Below are 23,189 nucleotides of genomic sequence, written 5' to 3'. Positions count from 1 at the left end.
CCTTCTATACCCTTTCTATTCTTCCGCCGCAGGCTTTTTTCATTCTGTTCATTATAGCCCTTCCTATCCCTTCCGTATCTACACCTTCCGCTAATATTATATCCACTTTGATATTATCAAAGTCCCTTAACGCTTTAAACAAATTTTTAGCAATAGTTGATTTTTTATTTCTGCTTCCGACTGTTATAACTTTTCCTGAATATTTTTCTTCTGTTTCCGATGTTGCCATGATGCCTACATTTTTCCCTTGATCAATATACATATTTTTATACTCGTTAATTTTAGAAACTATATCTTCAGTTCTTCCGGTGAAAACTATCATTTCCGCTTTTGGTGCATAATGTTTATATTTTTGTCCCGGTGATTTAGGCACTATATTCTCATTATCCCTTATTATGCTTTGATCATAATCTACCCTTGGAAAAATGGTCATTAAATCCTCCCATGTAATTCCTCCGGGTCTTAAAATTGTCGGTATTTCCCCGGAAATGTCCAATACTGTAGACTCAACTCCTATTTCAGTACTCCCTCCATCTATAATCATGTCTATTTTCCCAGAGAGATCCTCTATTACATGTTTTGCTTCCGTAGGGCTTGGTCTTCCTGAAGTATTAGCACTGGGAGCTGCTATGGGAACTGCCGATTCCTTTATAAGCATAGATGCCACAGGGTGGTTTGGCATTCTAATGGCAACAGTAGATAAGCCTCCGGTTATCTTATCTGAAATTTTTTTACTCCTTTTAAATATAAGAGTGAGAGGACCCGGCCAAAATTTTTTCATCAGCTTTTCAGCATTCGGAGGAACAAATTCTATCAAGGGAAACAACTCCTCCATGGAAGAAATATGAAGTATTAGCGGATTATCTTGGGGACGTCCTTTAGCCGCAAAAATTTTGTCAGCAGCACTGTCATCAAGTCCATTTCCTCCAAGGCCATATACAGTTTCCGTAGGAAAAGCTACTAAACCTCCCTTTCTGATTATTCTTCCGGCCCTTTCAATTATATTTCTATCCGGGTTTAATTTATCAACTTTAACTATTTCCGTTTCGATCATATCTGTAACCTTCCTTTTATTATACCTTTCTAATAACTTATTATATCGTAAATTCATATAATTTTCATCTCAAATTCAAAAGACATAATTAATTCACAACAAAAATCTATAATTACTATTATCAAACAAGTAATATTTAATTTATATTATCGCCAATTACCGCTTTTTATAGCCTATAGGAAAATTATGTTCTCCTTAATCTATATTTTCCGTTAAGTGGGTTTCAAAAAAGGCTTCATTAATTTATCAATTTCAATAAGAGCCTTTTTTATAACCCATAGGAAAATTATGTTCTCCTTAATCTATATTTTCCGTTAAGTGGGTTTCAAAAAAGGCTTCATTAATTTATCAATTTCAATAAGAGCCTTTTTTATAACCCATAGGAAAATTATGTTCTCCTTAATCTATATTTTCCGTTAAGTGGGTTTCAAAAAAGGCTTCATTAATTTATCAATTTCAATAAGAGCCTTTTTTATAACCCATAGGAAAATTATGTTCTCCTTAATCTATATTTTCCGTTAAGTGGGTTTCAAAAAAGGCTTCATTAATTTATCAATTTCAATAAGAGCCTTTTTTATAAATTTGGTATTTATAGAAGAATTCAAGAATATGTATTATATAGAAAAAAGGCTTTTATAAAAGAAACCCACTTAAGGTCAAATTTTATTAATATATACTATAACTTTCCTATGGGTTATAAAAATGTTAGGAGGTTCTTATGGAAAATTTATATCTCATTACTTTATTAGGATTTTTTGTAGGAATAGTAGGAACCGGTCTTGGAGGAGTTCTTTCTCTTTTTATCAAAAACAATAAAGGTGTCTTATCTTTTCTTTTAGGGTTTACAGGAGGAATTATGCTGAGCCTAATTGCTTTTCAAATTCTTCCTAAATCATATCTTATTGGAGGTACCTGGATAGAAATAATAGGAGTTGGGTTGGGGGTAATTTTTATAATACTTATAGAAAATCTTCTTCCTCACAATATAAATAATCCTTATATAAAATCAAGTATTATAATAGGAATAAGCATGGCAGTTCATAATATCCCGGAAGGTCTTGCAATAGGTTCAAGTTTCATGTCAAGCAAAGAGCTTGGAATTTATCTGTCTACTGCAATATTTTTACATAATATCCCTGGGGGAATAGCTATTTCTACACCTCTTAAGATAAACAAATCCTCCAATAAAAAAATTATTCTATCAACAATACTTGCCGGTTTTCCTACAGGAATAGGCGCTTTCTTAGGAGTATGTTTCGGAACTATATCTGACTCGTTTATCGCCCTATGTCTTGCCTTTGCCGGAGGAGCCATGCTCTATATTGTTTGTGATGAATTCATACCCCAAGGAAAAACCCTACACGGAGGAAGGGTTTCAACTATGGGTATCATCGTTGGTTTCTTATTGGGCATGATGCTGCCTTAATCCAAATTATTCAGCTTTTCTGCCTGGTCACTTGTAATTAAAGCATCTATCATCTCGTCAATATCCCCGTCTAAAAAAGATTCCAATTGATATATGGTCATGTTGATTCTATGGTCTGTAACTCTTCCTTGAGGAAAGTTGTAAGTTCTGATTCTTTCGCTTCTGTCACCGGAACCAACTTGACTTTTTCTTGTTTGAGCAATCTCCTCATTTTGTTCCCTAAGACATTTATCATAAAGTCTCGCTTTAAGTATCTTCATTGCTCTATCTCTATTCTTTAACTGAGATTTTTCATCCTGACAGGATACCACCATTCCTGTAGGAATATGAGTAATTCTTACGGCAGAATCGGTAGTATTCACACTTTGGCCGCCATTTCCCGAAGAACGAAATACATCTACTCTTATATCTATTGGATTGATTTCGACATCGATATCCTCTGCTTCCGGAAGAACCGCTACGGTTGCAGTAGAAGTATGAATTCTCCCGTTAGCTTCTGTTTCCGGCACTCTCTGAACCCTATGAACACCGCTTTCAAACTTCAATCTGCTGTAAGCGCCCTTTCCCTTTATTGAAAATATAATTTCTTTGAATCCTCCTATTCCTTGTTGGTTAGAATTCATTATTTCAATCTTCCATCGTTTTCTTTCGGCATATCTGCAATACATTCTGAAAAGATCCCCTGCAAAAAGTCCTGCTTCATCTCCTCCTGCTCCTGCCCTGATTTCCACGATAACATTTTTATGAGCATTGGGATCCTTTGGAATTAAAAGAGTTTTTAATTCCTCTTCCAATTCCTTCTTTTGACTTTCCAATTTTTCAATGTCTTCTTTCACTAATTCCTTCATATCTTCTTCTAACTTTTCTTTCAACATCTCTTTATTCTCTTCTAATTGCTTATCCACATCCATATACTGCTGATATTTTTCAACAACAGGTTCAATCTCCGCATGCTCTTTAACTAATTTCTGCCATTCATTTATATTTTCAATAATCTTAGGATCCACTATCTTTTCCGATAAGCCTTTATATTTTTCTTCCAAACTCGCTAACTTTTCTAACATTACTACACCTCCAAAACTATTCAATCATAGGAACAATTCTCCTGTGATTACTCTGTCAAGTCCTTGCAAATCTTTTAATATATTTATATTCCGAAAATTTCCTTTTTCCATAAGTTCCTTTATTTTTCTGCCTTGGTCAAATCCCATTTCGAAAACTAATATACCTCTGTTTTTTAGATATTCCTTACTTTGAGGTATTATTCTTCTATAATAATTCAGTCCATCTTCTCCTCCATCTAATGCCCATAAAGGTTCATATTTTTTTATTTCATCTTGAAGTCCAAATATTTCATCCTCCGGAATATACGGAGGATTGGATACTATTATATCAACGGAATTTTTTAATCCCATATTTTTTATTCCTTGAAATAAATCTCCTTCTAATATTTTTACCCTGTCGGAAAGTTTTAATCTCCTTGAATTTTCTTCTGCAACAGCATTAGCCTTTTTATCTATATCAACGGAATAGACGAAAACATTTTTGTTGTAATAAGCAATACTTAAAGATATGCAGCCGCTACCCGTCCCCAATTCAACTACTTTAATATCCCCTTCTTTATACTTTTCATCTATATAATCCAAAACATATTGAACTAATACCTCCGTATCAGGTCTTGGAATAAGAACGCCTTCTTCTATATAAAAGCTGATCCCCATAAACTCTTTTTCCTTCAATATATATTGAATGGGATACCCTTTTCTTCTTTCATCGATTAAACTAAAGTATTTGTCCTCAACAGAAGAAGGTACTTCTTCATTATTGTGAATATATATATATGTTTTATCCACATCTAAAAGATATGCCAGAAGAAGTACACACTCAAGAGGAGGATTGGAATATTTTCTCCGATCCAGTTTTTTTATTCCCATTCTTATAAGATCCTTTATTTCCAAAGATCTTCCTCCTTGTTATCTACTAGCACACCTTTTAACGCCCTTATCGCTACTTCTATTTCCTCCTCATCAGGTTCTTTGGTAGTTGCTATCTTCTGAAGCATCAATCCTGGATATGACAAAATATATGCTAATTTTCCGTTACTTTTTCCTATAATACGGTTTACTTCATAGGATAACCCTGCAATTACGGGAAACATTAAAAGCCGTACCAGAAATCTTTCTAAAGGATTGGGCCACCCAAAGAAAGAAAGAACAATAATACTTATTATCATAACCATAAATAAAAAACTGGTTCCACATCTCGGATGCAAAATAGGATATTTTTTGACATTTTCAACAGTCAAATCATCCTCATTTTCATAACAGTGAATGGTTTTATGTTCTGCGCCATGGTATTGAAATACCCTTTCCACATCATTCATCTTAGAAATCGCCAGCACATAAATAAGAAAAATGGTTATTCTTATAATGCCCTCTATAAGATTCATGACTATAGGACTTTGGATTTTATCCTTAAAGAGGTTTGTCAAATAAGTAGGTCCCAATATAAAGAAGAATATCACTATTGCAAAAGAAAGAAGCATTGTAAAAAACAATTCCATATTATTCGATTTATCTTTTTGCTTTTTATCTTCCTCCTCCACAAATTCTGCCGAATACATTAAAGCCCTCGTGCCAAATATCATTGCTTCAATAAGACCGACTACACCCCTTACAACAGGAAGAGAAAAAAATTTATATCTCTTTCCAAGAGGATTCAGTTTCTCCTTTTTCACAACTATTTCTTTATCAGGTTTTCTTACAGCAATAGAAATTTCTTCAGGTCCTTTCATCAAGACTCCTTCAATAAGAGCTTGCCCACCAATAGTAGTCATATGTTTTGGAATTCTGTTTACATCTTTTATTTTCAAAAAATCAACTCCCATATTATTAGCATAGATACTATATAGAAATTATAGCACATACGGTTGTTTATATGCAACGTCCATGAAACTATAGTTTCCGCAATAAACAAAAAATAAAAAAAGTTAGAGTATAATCTCTAACTTTCTTTCAAATTTTATTTCAAGCCATATTTTTTCTTGAATTTCTCTACACGGCCACCACGTTCCGCAAATTTTTGACGGCCTGTAAAAAACGGATGACATTCCGAACAAACTTCTACTCTTAATTCCTTTTTTGTCGATCCTGTTTTGAACGTATTTCCGCAAGCACAAGTTACTGTTGCTTCATAATATTTAGGTTGAATGTCCTTCTTCATTCCCTTCACCTCTCTATGCACAAATTCATACTATAATTTTCAGCTTTATTCATTATAGCATATACTTTTAAAATTTTCAACTAGATACATATTTTAAAATTTTAATAACAGGAAGTTAACTGCATAAAATAACCTTTTTTCATCCTGCAGTTTAATTAAAAGAAATAATAATATAAGATTTCCGTCGAAACATTAATAAATCAAGGAAATTAGGACTTTTCTATTGGCATAAGATAAGTTTAAAATAAGTTCGCCAAGCAGCACAGAAGAACCGTCCCCTTGTGTTCTCTTGCGTTAAATCCGCATTTTATTTCTTATAACATCTATAAAATCTTCATTGGATTTAGTCTGTATTAAATCTTTAATTAAAGTTTCAGTTACATCCTGAATGGGAGAATTGCTTAATGCTTTTCTTATACCCCATATGGTCTCCAATTCTTTCTGACTTAAAAGAAGTTCCTCTCTTCTTGTCCCTGACTTGTTTATATCTATTGCCGGAAATATTCTTTTTTCCGAAAGTTTCCTGTCCAAATGTATTTCCATATTTCCTGTACCTTTAAATTCTTCAAATATTACATCGTCCATTCTGCTTCCTGTTTCCACAAGAGCAGTGGCAAGAATAGTTAAACTTCCCCCTTCTTCTAATTTTCTTGCTGCACCAAAAAATCTTTTTGGAATATAAAGGGCTCCCGGATCTAATCCTCCGGATAAAGTTCTTCCTGTTGCGGGAATAGTGAGGTTATAAGCCCTGGCAAGCCTTGTAATGCTGTCCAAGAGAATAACGACGTCTTTTCCATGTTCCACTAATCTTTTTGCTCTTTCAAGGACTATTTCTGCTACTTTGGCATGATGTCTAGGAAGTTCATCAAAGGTGGAATATACTACATCTCCGTTTACGGATCTTTTCATATCGGTTACTTCCTCCGGTCTTTCATCAATTAAAAGAACTATTATTTCAATCTCAGGATGGTTAATAGAAATTGCATTGGCAATTTTTTTAAGAAGAGTGGTCTTTCCTGCCTTAGGAGGAGATACTATCATTCCTCTCTGCCCCTTTCCTATAGGCGCCAATAAATCGATCATTCTCATGGAAAGCTCATTTGAAGCTGTTTCAAGAACAATTCTTTCGGTAGGATATACAGGAGTTAATGAATCAAAATCCGGTCTGGAAACTGATTTTTCCGGATTTAAACCATTTACAGATTTAACATAAAGAAGAGCTTTATACTTTTCTCCGGACTTTGCGGGCCTTGTAATTCCTAATATTTTATCACCGGTTTTGAGTTTGAATCTTCTTATTTGAGATGGAGATACGTATATATCATTATCTCCCGAAAGGTAATTATCACTTCTTAAAAATCCATATCCGTCAACATGGACTTCCAATATCCCCTCACTTAAATTTACATCATTCATCTTTTCTATTTCTTCCGTTATTTTTTCAGGAAAATCTTCCTTATTTATCTTTTTAATATCAGCTTCTTCTTTATCTTCAATGTTGTCGTTTTTTTTGTCTTCATCGATTTTATCGGAAGCTGTGTTTTGTATAATCAAATTTTCAAGCTCCTCTTTTTTATATTTATAAGGACTTTTAATCCCTATATTTTTAGCTATTTCTCTTAATTCTAATATTTTTTTTCCTTTTAAATCTACTTGGGTCAAACTAACTGACACCTCCAATATTTTTTATGTGTTTTATGTATTTATTGTATATCTATATGGTGGAAAGCATATAAGAAGGAAAGAAAAAAGAAAGGGAATCCCGGAAAGCCCGGGATTTTATTTTGCATATTCCGGTTTCTTATCTAATCTATGTATTGCTTCAATAAATCTAATAGTCCCCGTTTCCGCTCTCATAACCATTGAATGAGTTTTTGCCATGTCATTTCCATAGTATAACACACCTTTTAACAATTCTCCATCAGAAATTCCGGTAGCAGCAAATACTATTTCGTTCCCCTTGGCCAAATCTTCCATGGTTAATACAGTATTAACATTAGCTCCCATTTTTATACATCTTTCTTTTTGAATATCATCCATGGGGTGAAGTTTCCCCTGAAATTCTCCTCCCATACATTTAAGGGCTGCAGCCGCGATTACTCCTTCAGGCGCACCTCCTATGCCCATAAGAATATCCACTCCCGAATGTTCAAATCCCGTAGCAATAGCCGCAGCTACGTCTCCGTCTCTGAATAATTTAATTCTTGCTCCGGCTTCTCTGATATCCTTTACGAGTTTTTCATGCCTCGGCCTGTCAAGCATAGTCACAGTAATATCTGAAACCGATTTATTAAGTGCCTTAGCCACATTCCTCAAATTTTCTTTTACAGGTGCATTAATATCAATTACACCCCTTGCCTTAGGTCCTACAGCAATTTTATCCATATACATATCCGGAGCATGAAGTAAGCAGCCTTTAGGTGCTATAGCTACCACCGATATGGAGTTGGAAAGTCCCTTTGACACAGCTATAGTCCCATCCACGGGATCTACAGCTATATCTACTTCAGGACAGCCCTCCTTGGCTTTTCCTATTTGTTCTCCGATATACAGCATCGGAGCCTCGTCAAGTTCCCCTTCTCCAATTACAACAGTTCCGTCTATATTTATAGTATCGAACATATTTCTCATTCCATTTACCGCCGCTTGATCCACGACATTTTTATCTCCTCTTCCCAAATATCTGGCACTTTCCAAAGCAGCCGCTTCTGTCACCCTCACAAGGTTTAAGGGCAAATTTCTATCCATCAAAATCCCTCCTTATTTCTTAACCAAACCTTCCCAATCTTTAAGAAATCTTTGGATTCCTAAATCTGTCATAGGATGTTTCACCATATTTAAAAATACCTTATAAGGTATTGTTGCAATATCCGCCCCTGCCTTAGCAGCTTCTACAACATGTATCGGGTGGCGAATACTTGCAGCTATTATTTCCGCCTTAATGTCATAATTACGATATATTTCTGCTATGTCCCTTACTATATTCATTCCTTCATTACTTATATCATCCATTCTTCCTATAAATGGACTTACATAAGATGCTCCTGCCCGAGCCGCAAGAAGTGCCTGGCTTGGAGAAAAAACCAAAGTCACATTAGTTTTTATTCCTTCGGATTTAAGTACTTTGACTGCTTTTAACCCTTCTTTTATCATAGGAATTTTAACAACTATATTAGGATGAATCTTCGACAATTCTCTTGCTTCTTTAATCATCCCTTCGCTTTTTAAAGAAATAACCTCCGCACTGATAGGACCATCAACTATCGACGTAATTTCTTTTATAACTTCTTTAAAATCTCTGCCTTCTTTTGCAATAAGAGATGGATTGGTAGTGACGCCACATATAACCCCCCAATCATTTATCTCTCTAATTTCATCAATATTGGCAGTATCTATAAAAAACTTCATTTTTCAACCCTCCTTATATATTTATTATACCATTTTCTTTAAAATTTTGAAAATTAGTTGTTCCGAAAAAACTCTTTCCATCAATAATTCTATACACAGCATAAAAATCCTTCCATAATTAATAGAAAATTTGTTTATCTTACAAAAAGTACAAGGAAAGGCTTCACCTTTCCTCAATAGTCCTATTTTATCCTTTGTACTTAATTCTCAAAATTTTTCTTGCTTCTTCGGGAGTAGCTATTTCTCTTCCAATTTCTTTAGCTATTCTTACTACTTTTTCTACTAATTCTCCGTTTGACTTAGCTAATACTCCTTTAGAAATATAAACATTATCTTCAAATCCTACTCTTGCATGACCACCCATAATTATCCCTACTACTGCCATGGGTATTTGATGCCTTCCTACTCCTGCCACAGTCCATGTTGACCCTTCAGGAATACTTCGCGAAATATATGATAAATCCCTTACTGTTGCATCCATCTGTACTCCCATCACAAAATCAAAATGCATGGGAGCAGATATATATCCCTGTTTATGATATCTGACCGCTAAATCTACCATTCCCTTGTCAAATACCTCTATTTCAGGTTTTACTCCTTTTTCGTTCATAACTTTCGCAAAATTTTTGATTGTATTTTCAGTATTTATAAATATTTCGTCTCCCCCAAAATTAAGGGTTCCACAATCTAACGTTGCCATTTCCGGAAAAAGCTCCACCGGTTGAAGTCTCTCTTCATCAGTCATTCCTACTGCTCCCCCTGTTGATGGTTGAATGATAACATCGGGGCATCTCCTTCTTATTTCCTCCATACATTCTCTAAATCTTTCTTTGTCTTGAGTCGGAGTCCCGTCATCATATCTTACATGAAGATGAATAATACTTGCCCCCGCTCTATATGCCGATTCTGCTTCCTCTCCTATTTCTTCGACAGTATAAGGGACATTGGGGTTATTTTCTTTTGTCACTTCTGCTCCACATATGGCAGCAGTTATAATTAGCTTTTCCATTCTACTGCTTTACCCCCTTATTATTTTCTCTTCTTATCTTTGGGTGTAACACAAGTTCCCACTGCCCTGCAAACAACTATAGGTTCTTTCAATACATCACAAGCTGAGTTGCTGATATCCGTCCTTGCCGCTATAACCTTTCTTGCTTCAAATTTCATTTTTCTCGAACTATTACCAATTTTAATTATTTCTCCGACTGCCTCAATATAATCTCCCGCAAATACCGGAGATAAAAACTCTATCTCTTCATATCCTGCGAAAAGACCTTCATCTCCATCCTGCCTGATTAAAAGTTCCGTTGCCACATCTCCAAACAATTGAAGCATCTTTGCCCCGTCCACAAGATTCCCTCCATAATGAGAATCTCCCGAACTCATTCTTAATCTTATCATAGCCTCACTCATATTTGTACCTCCATCCTCATAATAAACCCTAAAAGACAGTATTATTATATCATAATAAATTATTACTTTCTATACAACAAGATTACAAAAAGTTAAAATATATAATTATGGCTATTTTATCACCTTATGTCAAGTATTACCTATAAACCCCTCTATAATTATCTTATAATCGATTGACACTTTCTTTATAGTATGATATTTTACAGTTGTAAAAGCTTTAACAAACTACAAATCATTAATAAAGGGGAGATTTTAAAATGTCACCTATCATTGAGAAGTATATTGAAATTGTTAAAAAAAGAAATCCCGGTGAAGTTGAATTTCATCAAACAGTGGAAGAAGTTCTCAATTCTTTGGTTCCTTACTTGGATAAACATCCTGAATATATTGAAAACGGTATCATCGACAGACTCATTGAACCGGAAAGACAAATCATATTTAGGGTTCCTTGGGTAGACGATAAAGGCAAAGTTCAGGTAAACAGAGGATTCAGAGTTCAATTCAACAGTGCCATAGGACCTTATAAAGGAGGCCTTAGATTTCATCCTTCCGTATACATCGGAATAATCAAATTTCTTGGATTTGAACAAATTTTCAAAAACTCACTAACAGGACTTCCCATTGGCGGAGGAAAAGGCGGATCCGATTTTGATCCCAAAGGAAAATCCGAAGGAGAAATTATGAGATTCTGCCAATCATTTATGACGGAATTGTATAGGCATATAGGACCGGATATTGATGTCCCTGCAGGAGATATAGGTGTCGGCGGAAGAGAAATCGGATATCTTTTCGGACAGTACAAAAGAATAGTAGGAGCTTATAAAAACGGTGTATTAACAGGTAAAGGCATTCCTTATGGCGGAAGTTTGGCAAGAACTGAAGCAACAGGTTACGGCGCTACTTATTTTGCACAGGAAGTATTTAAAAACTTCGGAGAAGAAATTAAAGGAAAAACTTTTGCAATATCAGGATTTGGAAACGTAGCTTGGGGTACCGTTTCAAAAATAACCGAATTAGGAGGAAAAGTTGTAACAATATCAGGCCCGGACGGATACATTTATGACCCCGATGGTATCAAAGGCGAAAAAATAGATTATATGCTTGTAATGAGAGCTTCCAGACGAGATAAAGTACAAGACTATGCAGATAAATTCGGCGTCAAATTCTATCCAAAGGAAAAACCGTGGGGTGTCAAAGCAGACGTATATATGCCTTGCGCAACTCAAAACGAAGTTGGCATGGCTGAAGCCAAAAAAATAGTTGAAAACAAAATTAAATATTATATAGAAGTATCAAATATGCCTACAACAAACGAAGCTTTGGCATATATACAAGAAAACGGCGTAATAGTTGCACCCTCAAAGGCTGTTAATGCAGGAGGAGTTGCTACATCAGCATTAGAAATGACTCAAAATGCAATGAGATATTCATGGTCTTTTGAAGAAGTTGATGCAAAACTTAAAAATATAATGATAAATATTCATAAGAATACGAAAGAAGCAGCCGAAGAATTAGGACTCGGATACAATCTGGTTGCAGGTGCAAATATCGCAGGATTTAAGAGAATTGCCGAAGCAATGATGGCCCAAGGTATTGTGTAAAAATAATATAATATATTTTCCTTTAATAGAAGCGGTCTTTAAAAAACTGCTTCTATTTTTTATGATTGTAACTATTTTGTAGTTTATTCAAAAGGAAAATTATGATAGAATAATCATATATAATATGATGGGAGGTGAATTCTTATTTGACAGAATTGATCAAATTGAATAATGTCCGGAAAGTTTACAGGATGGGAGAAGAAAAAATTGTTGCTCTCAACAATATAAATCTTTCTATAGACAATGAAAAGCTCGTATGCCTGTTGGGCACTTCCGGTTCAGGAAAAAGTACACTTTTAAATATGATGGCGGGGCTTGAAAAGCCAACAAAGGGTGAAATAATAATAAATAAAAAGCATCTGGAGAGAATGAACGAAAATCAGGTAACTAAATTTCGTCAACTATATATTGGTTTTGTTTTTCAATCATATAACTTGATTCCAACTCTCTCTGCCTTGGAAAATGTAAGCCTCCCTCTTATATTTCAGGGAATACCCAAATCAAAAAGAAACAAAGCGGCAAAGAAAATGCTTGTAGAAGTGGGATTGGGAAACCGGCTTCATCACAGGCCTTCTGAGATGAGTGGAGGGCAGCAGCAAAGAGTAAGCATTGCACGAGCTTTTATAGGCCATCCACAGATTGTGTTTGCTGATGAACCTACGGGAAACTTGGACACGAAGACTACCATAGAAGTTATGGATCTTATGACTTCCATGGCTAACGAACAAAAGCAGACTTTAATAATAGTTACTCATGATGCGGAAATATCAAACTATGCTCACCAGATCATTTATATAAGAGATGGAAACATAGAAAAGATTATAGAAAATTCAAAAAATAATATTAAGGGGGACGCATAATAAATGAAAAGATTTTTTCATGTATTCTTAGCAGTACTGCTGATAATAACCCAATTTTACGCACCTGTATCGGCAGAAATAGATGAAGATACTTCCAAATTGATGCCCAAGCTCTCAATAATCAGTGACAAAATACCTACAGGGGATGCCGGAAGTAATATTGATATTCCCATAACCATAAAAAATACAGGTTATACCGCAAAGGACGTAGTAATCACTCCTGAAATTGATTCAGCCAGTCCTTTTACAATAAATGACCTGACATTTTCTCAGAGCTTAGATAAAATCGAAGGAGATCGTACTGTAGATGTAACCTTAAAACTGAAAATCGATTCTCTCGCTGCGGAAAAAAATTATCCGATTAAATTGAATTTTCAATTTACTAATTCTTACGGAGATCCCGGAACTTACAATACAGTAGTATATGTAAGGGTTATAAACAGAATTTCGCCGCCAAGGCTTATAATAAGCAAAGTAGATATAGGATCAGAGAGTATTGCTCCCGGAGAAACGGTGGAAGTTGGATTCGACATAGCAAACAACGGAACGGAAGAAGCAAAAGATATCAAATTTTCTTTGGAAGGATTAAGTGACGAAGGGTTTGTTATGGGAGAAGGCTCCAACACTCAATACATTCAAAAAATCGCCGGAGGATTTCACGGATACGTTAAATTCAATCTTAAAGCCTCCAGCAAAGCTTCAAGGGGAAGCCACGGATTGGACTTAAAATTCAGCTATAAGGACAGGCAAAACCAAGCCTATGAAGATACCCAAAAGGTATTTATTAACATTGGAGGAAAAGGCGGATCAAATTCCAATCTTTCAATGGAAAATATTGTTTATCCTGATGAGGGAATTACTCCGGAAAAGAATTTTACTATAGGATTTGATCTTGTAAATCACGGGAAATTAGATGCATCTAATATTGTTGTAAAAGTCGAAAGTTCCGATCCTGCAATAGTTCCTAAAACCGCAAGTATCAAAAAAATCATCGGAATTGCCCCGGAAGGAACAGAACATGTAGACTTTGTCCTTTCCCCAACGAAAGAAGCTACAGCAAAAAACTATCCTATAAATATTACCGTTGAATATGAAGATGAATTAAATTCCGGAAAAGACGATGAAAAATATATGTTAACACAATATGTAGGAGTATACGTAGATAAAGAAGACAGCGGGAAAGAAAAGCCAAAACTTATAATAGATAAATACAGTTTTTCACCTGCATTAGTAAACGCAGGAGAAAATTTTGTAATGAACTTATCCTTTTTTAATACCAATAAAGATAAAGCCGTAAGAAATATAAAAATTTCTCTATCTGTAAACGATCAGACAAAGGAAAACGGGAGCAATGTATTCAGCCCCGTAGGAAGCAGTAATACCTTCTACATAGACTCCATAGCCCCTAAGGGAAGAGTTGAAAAGCAGATTACAATGTATACGGTCCCTACTGCCGAAGCAAAAACTTATACCGTTACGGCAACTTTCGAATATGAAGATAACGATGGACAAGAGCTTACTGCTACAGAACTTGTAGGAGTCCCCGTCGTTCAAAAATCCAAATTGCAAACAGGAGAATTGACCATTTCGACCGAAGCCTTTGTCGGAACTCCGATTCCTATATCAATTGACTTTTACAATACCGGAAAAGTCACACTTTACAATACAATGGTTAAGCTCGAGGGAGATTTCCAGACAGAAAACGGCAATTACTACTTGGGAAATTTCGAATCGGGAGGAAGCGATTCTTACGAAGGAACTATTATTCCTCAAGCTACCGGCGAAGTAAAAGGAGCTCTTGTATTTTCCTATGAAGACAGCAGAGGAGAAACAGTAGAAGTCAGAAAAGAATTTGCTTTAAATGTTCAGGAAGCTCCTCCGGCTCCGAATCCCGATGAATTACCTCCTCAGGAAAAACAAAGCAAGAATATATTTAAAACAGTAAAATTCTGGGCAATAGTCATACCTATAATATTAGCAATAATCGCAATTAAAATCTGGAGAAAGAAAAAGAAAGAGAAGGCTATGTCAATAGATGAATAGTTTAGATTTGGTTTCCATGGGAATAAGAAATTTATGGAGGAGAAAATTAAGAACTTTTCTGACGGTTTTAGGAGTAATCATAGGAACCAGCTCCATAATAGTTATGCTGAGCTTAGGATTCGGAATGAGAGAAGCCTTTAATAATCAGATAAAACAAATGGGAAGTGTAAACATTATTACGGTAAGCCAAGGCTACAATGAGATGTATTATGACGGCGGGGTTTCAGTCAGCTCATCAAGTTCAAGTACAGAGAAAAAACTGAATGAAGAAAGTTTGGCCGAATTTAAGAATATTCCTGATGTAACGGCAGTCACACCCATTGTAGAAGATCAAATAAAATTAGTAGACGGAAAGTATAGTACTTATATGTCGTTAAAGGGCATAGAACCCAGTTCGATGAAAGAATTTGACTTTAAAATCGGAGAAGGAAGATTGTTTCAAACCGGAGACCAAGATGTATTAATATTCGGGGGAGGAATGAAACATACCTTTTATGATGAAAACTCACGAAGGCGAAGAGGCCCTGACAAGGAACCGGAAATAGATCTGATGAACGATAAGATTATAATGACATTTGATATGAACTACGGCAGGAAAAGAAATCCGAATGAATCATCTTTGGAAAACCAGGATGGAGAAAAGAAAGTAAATTACAAAACTTATAAAGTAAAAACCGTGGGAATTCTTCAGGAAGGTTCTTATGATACCGACTATAACGTATATATGCCTATCGAACAAGTTAAAAAATTAATAAAAGAAAAAAATAAAGCTGAAGGAAATAAAACACAAACAAACGGGAACGAATATCAGACGATCCTTGTAAAGGTTGAAGATATAAGCAAAGTTCAGGAAGTACAACAAAAAATTAAGGATATGGGATATGAGGCATGGAGTTTATCAGACGCTCTTGAGAGTTTAAACAAGACTTCCGTTATCATTCAGGCAGTCCTTGGAGGGATAGGCGCCGTATCACTTCTTGTAGCGGCAATAGGAATCGCCAATACAATGATCATGTCCATATATGAAAGGACAAAAGAAATCGGGGTCATGAAAGTAATAGGCGCATCTTTAAGGGATATCAAAAAATTATTCCTCTTTGAGGCAGGAATGATAGGCCTCTTGGGGGGAGCTGTAGGAATAGTATTAAGTGAAGTGCTGTCAATTATAATCAATAAAGTAGGGATAAATTTTCTTCAAAACAATATGGGGGCAAGCGCCGACACCCGTATAAGCATCATCCCCATATGGCTGATATTTGCAGCTATGGGATTTTCGGCTTTGGTAGGATTGATGTCCGGATATTACCCAGCCAAAAAAGCAATGAATTTAAGCGCTTTGGAAGCAATAAGAACGGAATAAAAAGCACCTCAAAAATGTTGAAATAAAAGCATTTTTGAGGTATTTTTTTAACTCCCTTTAAACCTTTATTTTGCCAATACTATTTTGTCCGCTACAAAATATCCCTTGTCCATATAACCTTTCACAAGAACCTTATCTCCTCCGGTTATGTCGTTTATACTCACAGACTTTCCGTCCATATCCTTAATTGAAATATTAGAAGATAAATTAACATTTAGAGATTCTTGGCTGCCGTTTATTTTAATTCTTAAAAATCCTGCGTCGGCATTTATATATTCAACTTCTCCCATATATTCATTATTCAAAGTTTTCTCGTCTACGTCCACCGATATAATTTCATCGCTTTCCAAAACCAATTTGGCATGATAGCCTAATCTTAAATCATATATTTCACTTAATTTATCCTCAATATTGACGGAAACGTCCTTGGAAACATAATAAGTAATTTTTTCTCCCTCTGAATTAACTATAGTAATTTGAGGTTCTTCTTTTATCAATATTTCATTTATTGTTCCTTCATTTTCTCCTTTTACGGATTTAGCATCTATTCCTGTAACTTTTCCATAAGTCAGAGAAATATTAAGCTCGTCTCCTCTTCTTAATTCACTGATATTTGCACTGACAGAGTTTCTTTTTATTGTGGCATTATCTTCCACAGTATATTCAAGCAGTGACTCGTCGTCTCTTTCCACCGTTATTTGAAAACCATCTTCAAATTTTTCATCTTTAAGTATTCCCTTTACGGTTCCTGATTTGGTTTCAGCCGAAATACCTACAACCAAATTATTCAATACATGAATATCAACTAAATCTCCCTCTTCCAATGAATACAAAAATCCTTCTTTTCCGTCTAAGGATACCTTTGTATCATTAGATAAGTAAAAAGTCTGAGACTTAGTGTTTCCGGAATCATCTTTATATTCAACAACCATACTGGGAGAAGCGCCTAAATCAATGGACTTTATAGTTCCCGACAATGATTCATCAGTACTTTCGTTCTTTACGGAATCCAATTTATTTCCGGCAGATGCGGTAATTTTTACTACCATTCCTCTTTTAATATCATCTTTAGTCCCGGTTTTGCCATCAAGCATAATTAAGGTATTAGAAGTAAATTCGTAAGAATCCTTCTTATTCCCCGTATCAATTATAAGAAATTCTCCTGTATTTTCAACTACGGTTCCGCTGATTCCGCTATCGTCGTTCTGAATTTCGGAATTATTCCCCGGAGTCACATTTATATTGCCGTTATTCATTTCATTATAGGCAAGATATAGCATCTTAGCCAAAACTCCTCTTGTTATCTCCTGATTGGGATTAAATTTCCCCCCTGCATCCCCTTCCTTATCGATTATTCCCTTTTCTATAAGAAGGTCGATATAAGGTCTGGCATTAACAGGTATGGTTTCCGCATCCTTATAAGATAATTTAAAAATTCTTCCGCTTGTCTGGCCTTCAATTCCCATAGCTCTTACAAGATACAGGCATACTTCCAATTTTGATGCGGTTTTTGGAGCCCCGTTACTGAAAAACTCCTTTTCTACAATATCTTTGCTTACAATTCCTTTATCCATAATTACCGACATATTGTTCTTTTCATCTTCAGTAAGGTTATAATTCTTTAGAAATTCTTCGTATTTCTCTCGTGCCGACGTGATTTCACTTTGGCCGACATAAAGAAGTTTTGAAATCATCACTACAGCTTGTACTTTATTTACTTTATCGTTAGGCCTAAAAGTACCGTCGTCATACCCACTCATAATTCCTACGTTAACCATTGTGTCAATATATTCCCTTGCCCAATATCCCTCATTTACATCGGTAAACATCATATCCCCGAAGGCGGTATTGGAAACGGAAATTAAAGATATGCTCAAAACTAATATTAGCGCAATAATATTCTTCTTCATTAAAATAACACCCTCCCTTTCATAAAATATACCTTACAAACTCTCCTATATCATATATTTCTTCATGGAAGATATATTTCCTTCAACAAAAGAATATTTTCTTAATTATCTCTATGAGAATTTTCCTTAGAAGCTTTAATAAAATCTCTAAACAAAGGATGGCATTTATTAGGCCTTGACTTAAATTCAGGATGAAATTGAACGGCTACAAACCAAGGGTGATCTTTGAGCTCTACTATCTCCACCAATCTCCCATCAGGAGAAGTTCCGCTTATAACAAGCCCATTTTCTACCATTTTATCTCTGAATTCATTGTTGAATTCATATCTGTGTCTGTGCCTTTCATATATCAATTCATCTCCATAAGCGTCCATTGCCTTTGTGGATTTAACTAATTTACATGGATATGCTCCCAATCTCATGGTTCCTCCCAGGGAATCTATATTTCTCTGTTCCGGCATCAGATCTATAACAGGATAAGGAGTATTCGGGTCTAATTCGGAGCTGTGAGCGCCTTTGAGTTTCAACACATCTCGTGCAAATTCAACTACAGCCATCTGCATTCCTAAGCATATTCCCAAATAAGGTACATTATGTTCTCTCGCATATTTTGCCGCATAAATTTTTCCATCAATTCCTCTATCTCCGAATCCTCCCGGTACAAGTATTCCGTCGGAATCTTTAAGCAATTCCTCACAATTGTCCTCATTTACATGTTCGGAATGAACCCAATTTATCTCTACTTCAACTCCGTTAGCTATACCTCCGTGTCTTAATGCTTCCGCGACAGATAAATATGCATCCTTAAGCTCCACATACTTACCTACGAGAGCTATCCTTACTTTTCCCTTTAGATTTTTTGCTCTTTTAACAATATCCTTCCAATCTTCCATATCAAGTTTGCCGCATTTGAGTCCCAAACGTTCTATAACCAGTTGAGAAAGGCCCTCTTTTTCGAGCATCAAAGGAAGTTCATATATAATATCGGTATCAATATTCTGAATAACTTCTCTTGGTTTCAAATTACAAAAAAGAGCTATTTTCTCTTTCATTTCTTTAGAAATGGGTTTTTCCGTTCTTAAAATAAGAACATCAGGCTGGATGCCGATACCTCTTAATTCCTTTACGCTGTGCTGGGTGGGCTTAGTTTTTAATTCCCCTGCTTTTGAAAGATAGGGAACCAAGGTAACATGGAGATACATAACGTTCTCTCCTCCAATTTCACCCTTAAATTGTCTTATAGCTTCCAAGAAAGGTAAACTTTCAATATCTCCTACAGTACCACCTATTTCGGTGATTACTACATCCACTTCTTCATTTTTAGCTGCAGCTCTGATTTTCTCCTTTATTTCATTAGTAATATGAGGTATAACCTGGACAGTTCTTCCTAAATATTCTCCTTTTCTTTCCTTATTTATCACAGACCAATATATCTTACCTGTAGTCACATTGCTGTTTTTATTTAAGCTTATATCTATAAATCTCTCATAATGTCCCAAGTCCAAATCAGTTTCCGTACCGTCGTCCGTTACAAAAACCTCTCCATGCTGATAAGGACTCATTGTTCCCGGATCTACGTTTATATAAGGATCAAACTTCTGAATAGTTACCTTTAGGCCCCTGCTTTTAAGCAATCGTCCCAGACTTGCTGCCGTAATCCCCTTGCCCAAGGAAGAAACAACTCCTCCTGTAACAAATATATATTTCGTCGGCATCTCATCATTTACCTCCTCGTAATTTTATACTATAACTATAGTATTTTATATCATTAAAAATAATATGTCAATTAATCTGTCACTCAATTGTAATATTTCAAAGGCCTATTTTATAGTATAATTAAATTGAAATCAAAGAGAAAGGAGATGTCTGTTAATGAAAAAATATTTATCAATATTCTTAGCAGCCTTACTTATAGTTTTATCTTTTTCTCCTGTATATGGCGATTCTTCCACAGATGATCTATACGAGCAATCGGGAGAAATCCTCAAATCCGCAGGAGTACTTACAGGGAATGAAAAAGGAGATTTAATGCTTGAGGATAATTTAAAAAGGCAAGACTTAGTAGTATTGATATCAAGACTTTATAAGCAGGAAAACACTGCAAAAAAACACAAAGGAGATATTACTTTCAAGGATGTAAACAATAATTTTTATAAACCATATATAGCCTGGTCTGTTGAAAAGAAACTTATCGTAGGAAATGCCGACGGTACTTTCGGATTTGATAAGCCTGTAACAGTACAACAATTTCAAACAATACTCTTAAGAGCATTGGGATATGAGGAAGAAGCACAAAATTGGGATAACGTGCCTACCATAGCTGCAGGACTTGGGCTTATGGAAAATTTGATTACTACTTCAACGGAAAGTTTAAGCCGTGGATTAATGTCTGCAATGACAATTAATGCTCTCAACCTTACGAGAAAGGGAAGCAGTTCGACTTTGGCCGAAAGTTTGGACATTACTCTTCCCGACATATTCACCGTAACCGCTTCGCCGACTATAGACAAAGATACAATAACAATAGAAGGGAAAGCTAAGGGAGCCGATTCCCTAAAACTCCAGCTAAAACCTGCCTCCGATACCATGACTTCCGAGGAAAAAAGTGTTGATATATCATTAAAATCCGACGGAAGATTTTCCGTAACCGTCCCCGGATTGGAAAGCGGAAACTGGAGCTATAGATTTACAAACGGCCGTTATTATACAAAATATGAAGATTTTACAATCGAAGATATCCCTTTTGAGTTTGCTGGAGCAAAAGCAGATAATTTGAAAGAAATAACCCTTTCCTTTTCAAAAGCCATTGATAAGGAATCTTCCCTATTTTTAAGCAATTTTTCCACTAATGGCGGAAAAATTAAAAATGTAAAACTTTACAATGATAATAAGGATATTGTTTTAACTCTTGAAAATCCTATGACCAACAATAAAGATTATAAAGTAGCAGCATATAAAATAAAATCTGCTAAAGGAGAAGAATTGTCAATAAAAGATACTGCTTTTACCGCAGCCGATAATTCCATACCTTCTGTAGAATCTGTAAATCAGCTCGGAAATAAGGGTATCAAAATATACTTCTCTGAGCCATTAAAAAGTGTCAAAGCTTCAAATTTTAAAATTGATGATAAAAGTTTTGTAGGAAAAGTAGAATTAAACGACAGGGTTGTGACTCTTACCTATTATTCGACTTCCAACGCCCTTGAAGAAGGTCAGCATGTTCTGACTACATCTGAATTGTATGATTTCGCAGGATATAAATCCGTAAACGAGGATGTTCCCTTTGATATAATAACGGATGATGAGCCTCCTGCTATCACAGAAAAAAGAGCAACATTGGAAGAAGTAATAATTACTTTCGATGAGGATATAGATCCCTCTACCGTAAGTAAAACCAATTTTTATTGGAAATCCGGATCTTCAAAAAAATATCCTTCAGATGTAAAAGTAGTAGATAATGAAGTAATCCTTGATTTTTCCTCAAATAAACTTCCAAATTATGAAACAACTTTATATATCACCTCAGTGGGAGATTACTCGGGAAACAAGTTGAAGGATGAAGAAATAAAAGTAACTCCGGTAATAGATAAGACTCCTCCGGAAGTAGTAAGTGTATTCCTTGAAGAAGATGGAAAATCCATAAAGGTTTATTTCAGTAAAAATGTCAACGCAGGGAACAGAACTTATTATATCTTAAAGGATAAGGACGGAAAAAATATAAGCATTAAGAATATATCCGGTTCCGGCAGAGAATATGTTATAAATCTTTTTAATCCGCTGCCAATAGGAAGCAATACATTAACCATTCAGAACGTTGAGGATACCACCGCATTGAAAAATGTGATAAAAACCTATACTACTACAATAGAAGCATCCGACCTTATAAGGCCGAAAGTTGAAAGCTATTCGGGAGTAGCAAACCAGATAATGCTGAAATTCTCAAAGGAAATGGATATGGCAACAGTGGATGATCCTTCAAATTATCTTATTACCTTTAACGGAAAACAGATTTATATGCCGAAGGATACCGAATTTTCATTAATAAATGACAATCAAACAGTTCTTGTTACTCTTCCCGATACTATAGACGGAAAAGAAGTAAAAATAGGTACATCAGGAAATCTAACAGGACTTCAAATATCGAGATTAAAAGATCTTAAAGGAAATTTTCTTGACCCGGACGTAGTGAATTTAAATTTTGAATACAGCAGTTCAGGAAAAGCAAGAGCAAAGGACTATTACTCCAATATTCCGGGAAAACAAGCAATATTGGAAGAAGCGGATATTATAAAAATAAGATTCAATCAACCTATCATATCCGCAAGTCCCGACGATTTCTCTATATCGGAAGGAAAAATAGATGATGTAATATGTGATGGTTCGGATATAGTAACTTTAAGATTGAATTCCAGAGATGAAACCACCATATCATCAAGCGCATTAAGCATTAAAAGCGATAACGATATGGAGACATTCATAGACACGGGAGTAGAAGGTGGAAGAGTATATATATTGGATAAAGTTCCTCCTCGTGTTGAAGAAAATGATGGTTATCTGAATGTGTCAAGCAAAAACAAAATCGAACTTCCCTTCACGGAATCATTGGACAGCGAATCTGCAGCATTATTCAGGAGAGACTTAGAGATCACAAGACTTAGTGACGGATATGTATTAAGCGAAAAAGATTATACAACAAGTCTGAAATCTTCCGATCCCAGTATAGTCCTTATAACCATAGATAGGGATTCGTCCCAAGAATCCGTTTATTCAATTGCTATCAAAGACACTCCTCAATATATAATGGACAAAGATGGAAATGTCCTAATAGAATCAGGAGAATATTATACAGATAGGGACTTCTAATAAAAATCCTCTGAAGAAAAATCTTCAGA

Annotated in this window: 18 protein-coding genes; 6 read left to right on the top strand and 12 right to left on the bottom strand. The window is 35.3% G+C overall.

The features are described from left to right. Window positions 1-4 precede the first annotated feature (4 nt). Window positions 5-1,051: an L-threonylcarbamoyladenylate synthase gene (locus EQM13_RS03200; RefSeq protein ID WP_206172984.1), complete on the bottom strand. Its 1,047-nt coding sequence runs from the start codon at window positions 1,049-1,051 to the stop codon at window positions 5-7. Window positions 1,052-1,772: 721 nt separating this feature from the next. On the opposite strand from EQM13_RS03200, the gene EQM13_RS03195 reads away from it, so the two are divergent. Further along, entirely contained in the window at window positions 1,773-2,480 is a 708-nt protein-coding gene (locus EQM13_RS03195) for a ZIP family metal transporter (protein ID WP_071140367.1), read from the top strand. Here EQM13_RS03195 and prfA read toward each other — a convergent pair. From prfA to kal, 9 genes are all read right to left on the bottom strand, one after another. Beyond that, window positions 2,477-3,544, bottom strand: a complete 1,068-nt coding sequence (gene prfA, locus EQM13_RS03190; protein ID WP_128751939.1) for a peptide chain release factor 1 — start codon at window positions 3,542-3,544, stop codon at window positions 2,477-2,479. The two genes, EQM13_RS03195 and prfA, sit on opposite strands and share 4 nt — an antisense overlap. Before the next feature lie 24 nt (window positions 3,545-3,568). Beyond that, complete coding sequence (gene prmC, locus EQM13_RS03185; RefSeq protein WP_128751938.1) at window positions 3,569-4,438, bottom strand: peptide chain release factor N(5)-glutamine methyltransferase; 870 nt, start codon at window positions 4,436-4,438, stop codon at window positions 3,569-3,571. Continuing rightward, entirely contained in the window at window positions 4,429-5,352 is a 924-nt protein-coding gene (locus EQM13_RS03180) for a DUF1385 domain-containing protein (protein WP_234958907.1), read from the bottom strand. The genes prmC and EQM13_RS03180 overlap by 10 nt, the downstream gene beginning before the upstream one ends. 149 nt (window positions 5,353-5,501) lie before the next feature. Continuing rightward, complete coding sequence (gene rpmE / locus EQM13_RS03175) at window positions 5,502-5,702, bottom strand: 50S ribosomal protein L31 (protein ID WP_071139597.1); 201 nt, start codon at window positions 5,700-5,702, stop codon at window positions 5,502-5,504. A 294-nt stretch (window positions 5,703-5,996) separates the two neighbouring features. Further along, entirely contained in the window at window positions 5,997-7,364 is a 1,368-nt protein-coding gene (gene rho, locus EQM13_RS03170; RefSeq protein WP_114219667.1) for a transcription termination factor Rho, read from the bottom strand. A gap of 117 nt (window positions 7,365-7,481) precedes the next feature. Beyond that, window positions 7,482-8,450 carry a class II fructose-bisphosphatase gene (gene glpX, locus EQM13_RS03165; protein WP_128751937.1) on the bottom strand — a complete coding sequence of 323 codons (969 nt, stop codon included), beginning with the start codon at window positions 8,448-8,450 and terminating at the stop codon, window positions 7,482-7,484. A gap of 12 nt (window positions 8,451-8,462) precedes the next feature. Next, window positions 8,463-9,110, bottom strand: coding sequence for a fructose-6-phosphate aldolase (gene fsa / locus EQM13_RS03160; RefSeq protein ID WP_128751936.1), 648 nt, complete (start codon window positions 9,108-9,110; stop codon window positions 8,463-8,465). A 187-nt stretch (window positions 9,111-9,297) separates the two neighbouring features. Then, window positions 9,298-10,119 carry a 3-keto-5-aminohexanoate cleavage enzyme gene (gene kce / locus EQM13_RS03155; protein ID WP_071139593.1) on the bottom strand — a complete coding sequence of 274 codons (822 nt, stop codon included), beginning with the start codon at window positions 10,117-10,119 and terminating at the stop codon, window positions 9,298-9,300. Between the two features lie 20 nt (window positions 10,120-10,139). Then, window positions 10,140-10,523, bottom strand: a complete 384-nt coding sequence (kal, locus tag EQM13_RS03150) for a 3-aminobutyryl-CoA ammonia lyase (protein ID WP_128751935.1) — start codon at window positions 10,521-10,523, stop codon at window positions 10,140-10,142. Window positions 10,524-10,780: 257 nt separating this feature from the next. Here kal and gdhA point away from each other — a divergent pair, with 257 nt between their 5' ends. From gdhA to EQM13_RS03130, 4 genes are all read left to right on the top strand, one after another. Beyond that, complete coding sequence (gene gdhA / locus EQM13_RS03145) at window positions 10,781-12,124, top strand: NADP-specific glutamate dehydrogenase (RefSeq protein WP_114219670.1); 1,344 nt, start codon at window positions 10,781-10,783, stop codon at window positions 12,122-12,124. A gap of 146 nt (window positions 12,125-12,270) precedes the next feature. Further along, complete coding sequence (locus tag EQM13_RS03140; RefSeq protein WP_128751934.1) at window positions 12,271-12,984, top strand: ABC transporter ATP-binding protein; 714 nt, start codon at window positions 12,271-12,273, stop codon at window positions 12,982-12,984. A gap of 3 nt (window positions 12,985-12,987) precedes the next feature. Then, window positions 12,988-15,027: a COG1361 S-layer family protein gene (locus EQM13_RS03135; protein WP_128751933.1), complete on the top strand. Its 2,040-nt coding sequence runs from the start codon at window positions 12,988-12,990 to the stop codon at window positions 15,025-15,027. Beyond that, window positions 15,020-16,387, top strand: coding sequence for an ABC transporter permease (locus tag EQM13_RS03130; protein WP_128751932.1), 1,368 nt, complete (start codon window positions 15,020-15,022; stop codon window positions 16,385-16,387). The genes EQM13_RS03135 and EQM13_RS03130 overlap by 8 nt, the downstream gene beginning before the upstream one ends. A gap of 65 nt (window positions 16,388-16,452) precedes the next feature. On the opposite strand, the gene EQM13_RS03125 is transcribed toward EQM13_RS03130, so the two are convergent. Then, window positions 16,453-18,297 carry an S-layer homology domain-containing protein gene (locus EQM13_RS03125; RefSeq protein ID WP_128751931.1) on the bottom strand — a complete coding sequence of 615 codons (1,845 nt, stop codon included), beginning with the start codon at window positions 18,295-18,297 and terminating at the stop codon, window positions 16,453-16,455. Between the two features lie 101 nt (window positions 18,298-18,398). After that, complete coding sequence (locus EQM13_RS03120; RefSeq protein ID WP_128751930.1) at window positions 18,399-20,012, bottom strand: CTP synthase; 1,614 nt, start codon at window positions 20,010-20,012, stop codon at window positions 18,399-18,401. Window positions 20,013-20,169: 157 nt separating this feature from the next. Here EQM13_RS03120 and EQM13_RS03115 point away from each other — a divergent pair, with 157 nt between their 5' ends. Next, a complete protein-coding gene (locus EQM13_RS03115; RefSeq protein ID WP_114219675.1) occupies window positions 20,170-23,160 on the top strand; it encodes an Ig-like domain-containing protein in 2,991 nt (996 codons plus the stop codon). Window positions 23,161-23,189: the final 29 nt, after the last annotated feature.

The sequence above is a fragment of the Acidilutibacter cellobiosedens genome, assembly GCF_004103715.1.
In the GTDB taxonomy this organism is placed as follows: Bacteria; Bacillota; Clostridia; order Tissierellales; family Acidilutibacteraceae; genus Acidilutibacter; species Acidilutibacter cellobiosedens.
This window is presented reverse-complemented; position numbering and strand designations above follow the sequence as displayed.

Excerpts from the sequence above, each read along its gene's own strand:
- EQM13_RS03135 (WP_128751933.1), top strand. The coding sequence starts at position 12,988 with ATGAAAAGATTTTTTCATGTATTCTTAGCAGTACTGCTGATAATAACC.
- EQM13_RS03125 (WP_128751931.1), bottom strand. The coding sequence starts at position 18,297 with ATGAAGAAGAATATTATTGCGCTAATATTAGTTTTGAGCATATCTTTA.
- kce (WP_071139593.1), bottom strand. The coding sequence starts at position 10,119 with ATGGAAAAGCTAATTATAACTGCTGCCATATGTGGAGCAGAAGTGACA.
- EQM13_RS03120 (WP_128751930.1), bottom strand. The coding sequence starts at position 20,012 with ATGCCGACGAAATATATATTTGTTACAGGAGGAGTTGTTTCTTCCTTG.
- prfA (WP_128751939.1), bottom strand. The coding sequence starts at position 3,544 with ATGTTAGAAAAGTTAGCGAGTTTGGAAGAAAAATATAAAGGCTTATCG.
- EQM13_RS03115 (WP_114219675.1), top strand. The coding sequence starts at position 20,170 with ATGAAAAAATATTTATCAATATTCTTAGCAGCCTTACTTATAGTTTTA.
- EQM13_RS03195 (WP_071140367.1), top strand. The coding sequence starts at position 1,773 with ATGGAAAATTTATATCTCATTACTTTATTAGGATTTTTTGTAGGAATA.
- fsa (WP_128751936.1), bottom strand. The coding sequence starts at position 9,110 with ATGAAGTTTTTTATAGATACTGCCAATATTGATGAAATTAGAGAGATA.
- rpmE (WP_071139597.1), bottom strand. The coding sequence starts at position 5,702 with ATGAAGAAGGACATTCAACCTAAATATTATGAAGCAACAGTAACTTGT.
- gdhA (WP_114219670.1), top strand. The coding sequence starts at position 10,781 with ATGTCACCTATCATTGAGAAGTATATTGAAATTGTTAAAAAAAGAAAT.
- EQM13_RS03130 (WP_128751932.1), top strand. The coding sequence starts at position 15,020 with ATGAATAGTTTAGATTTGGTTTCCATGGGAATAAGAAATTTATGGAGG.
- glpX (WP_128751937.1), bottom strand. The coding sequence starts at position 8,450 with ATGGATAGAAATTTGCCCTTAAACCTTGTGAGGGTGACAGAAGCGGCT.
- kal (WP_128751935.1), bottom strand. The coding sequence starts at position 10,523 with ATGAGTGAGGCTATGATAAGATTAAGAATGAGTTCGGGAGATTCTCAT.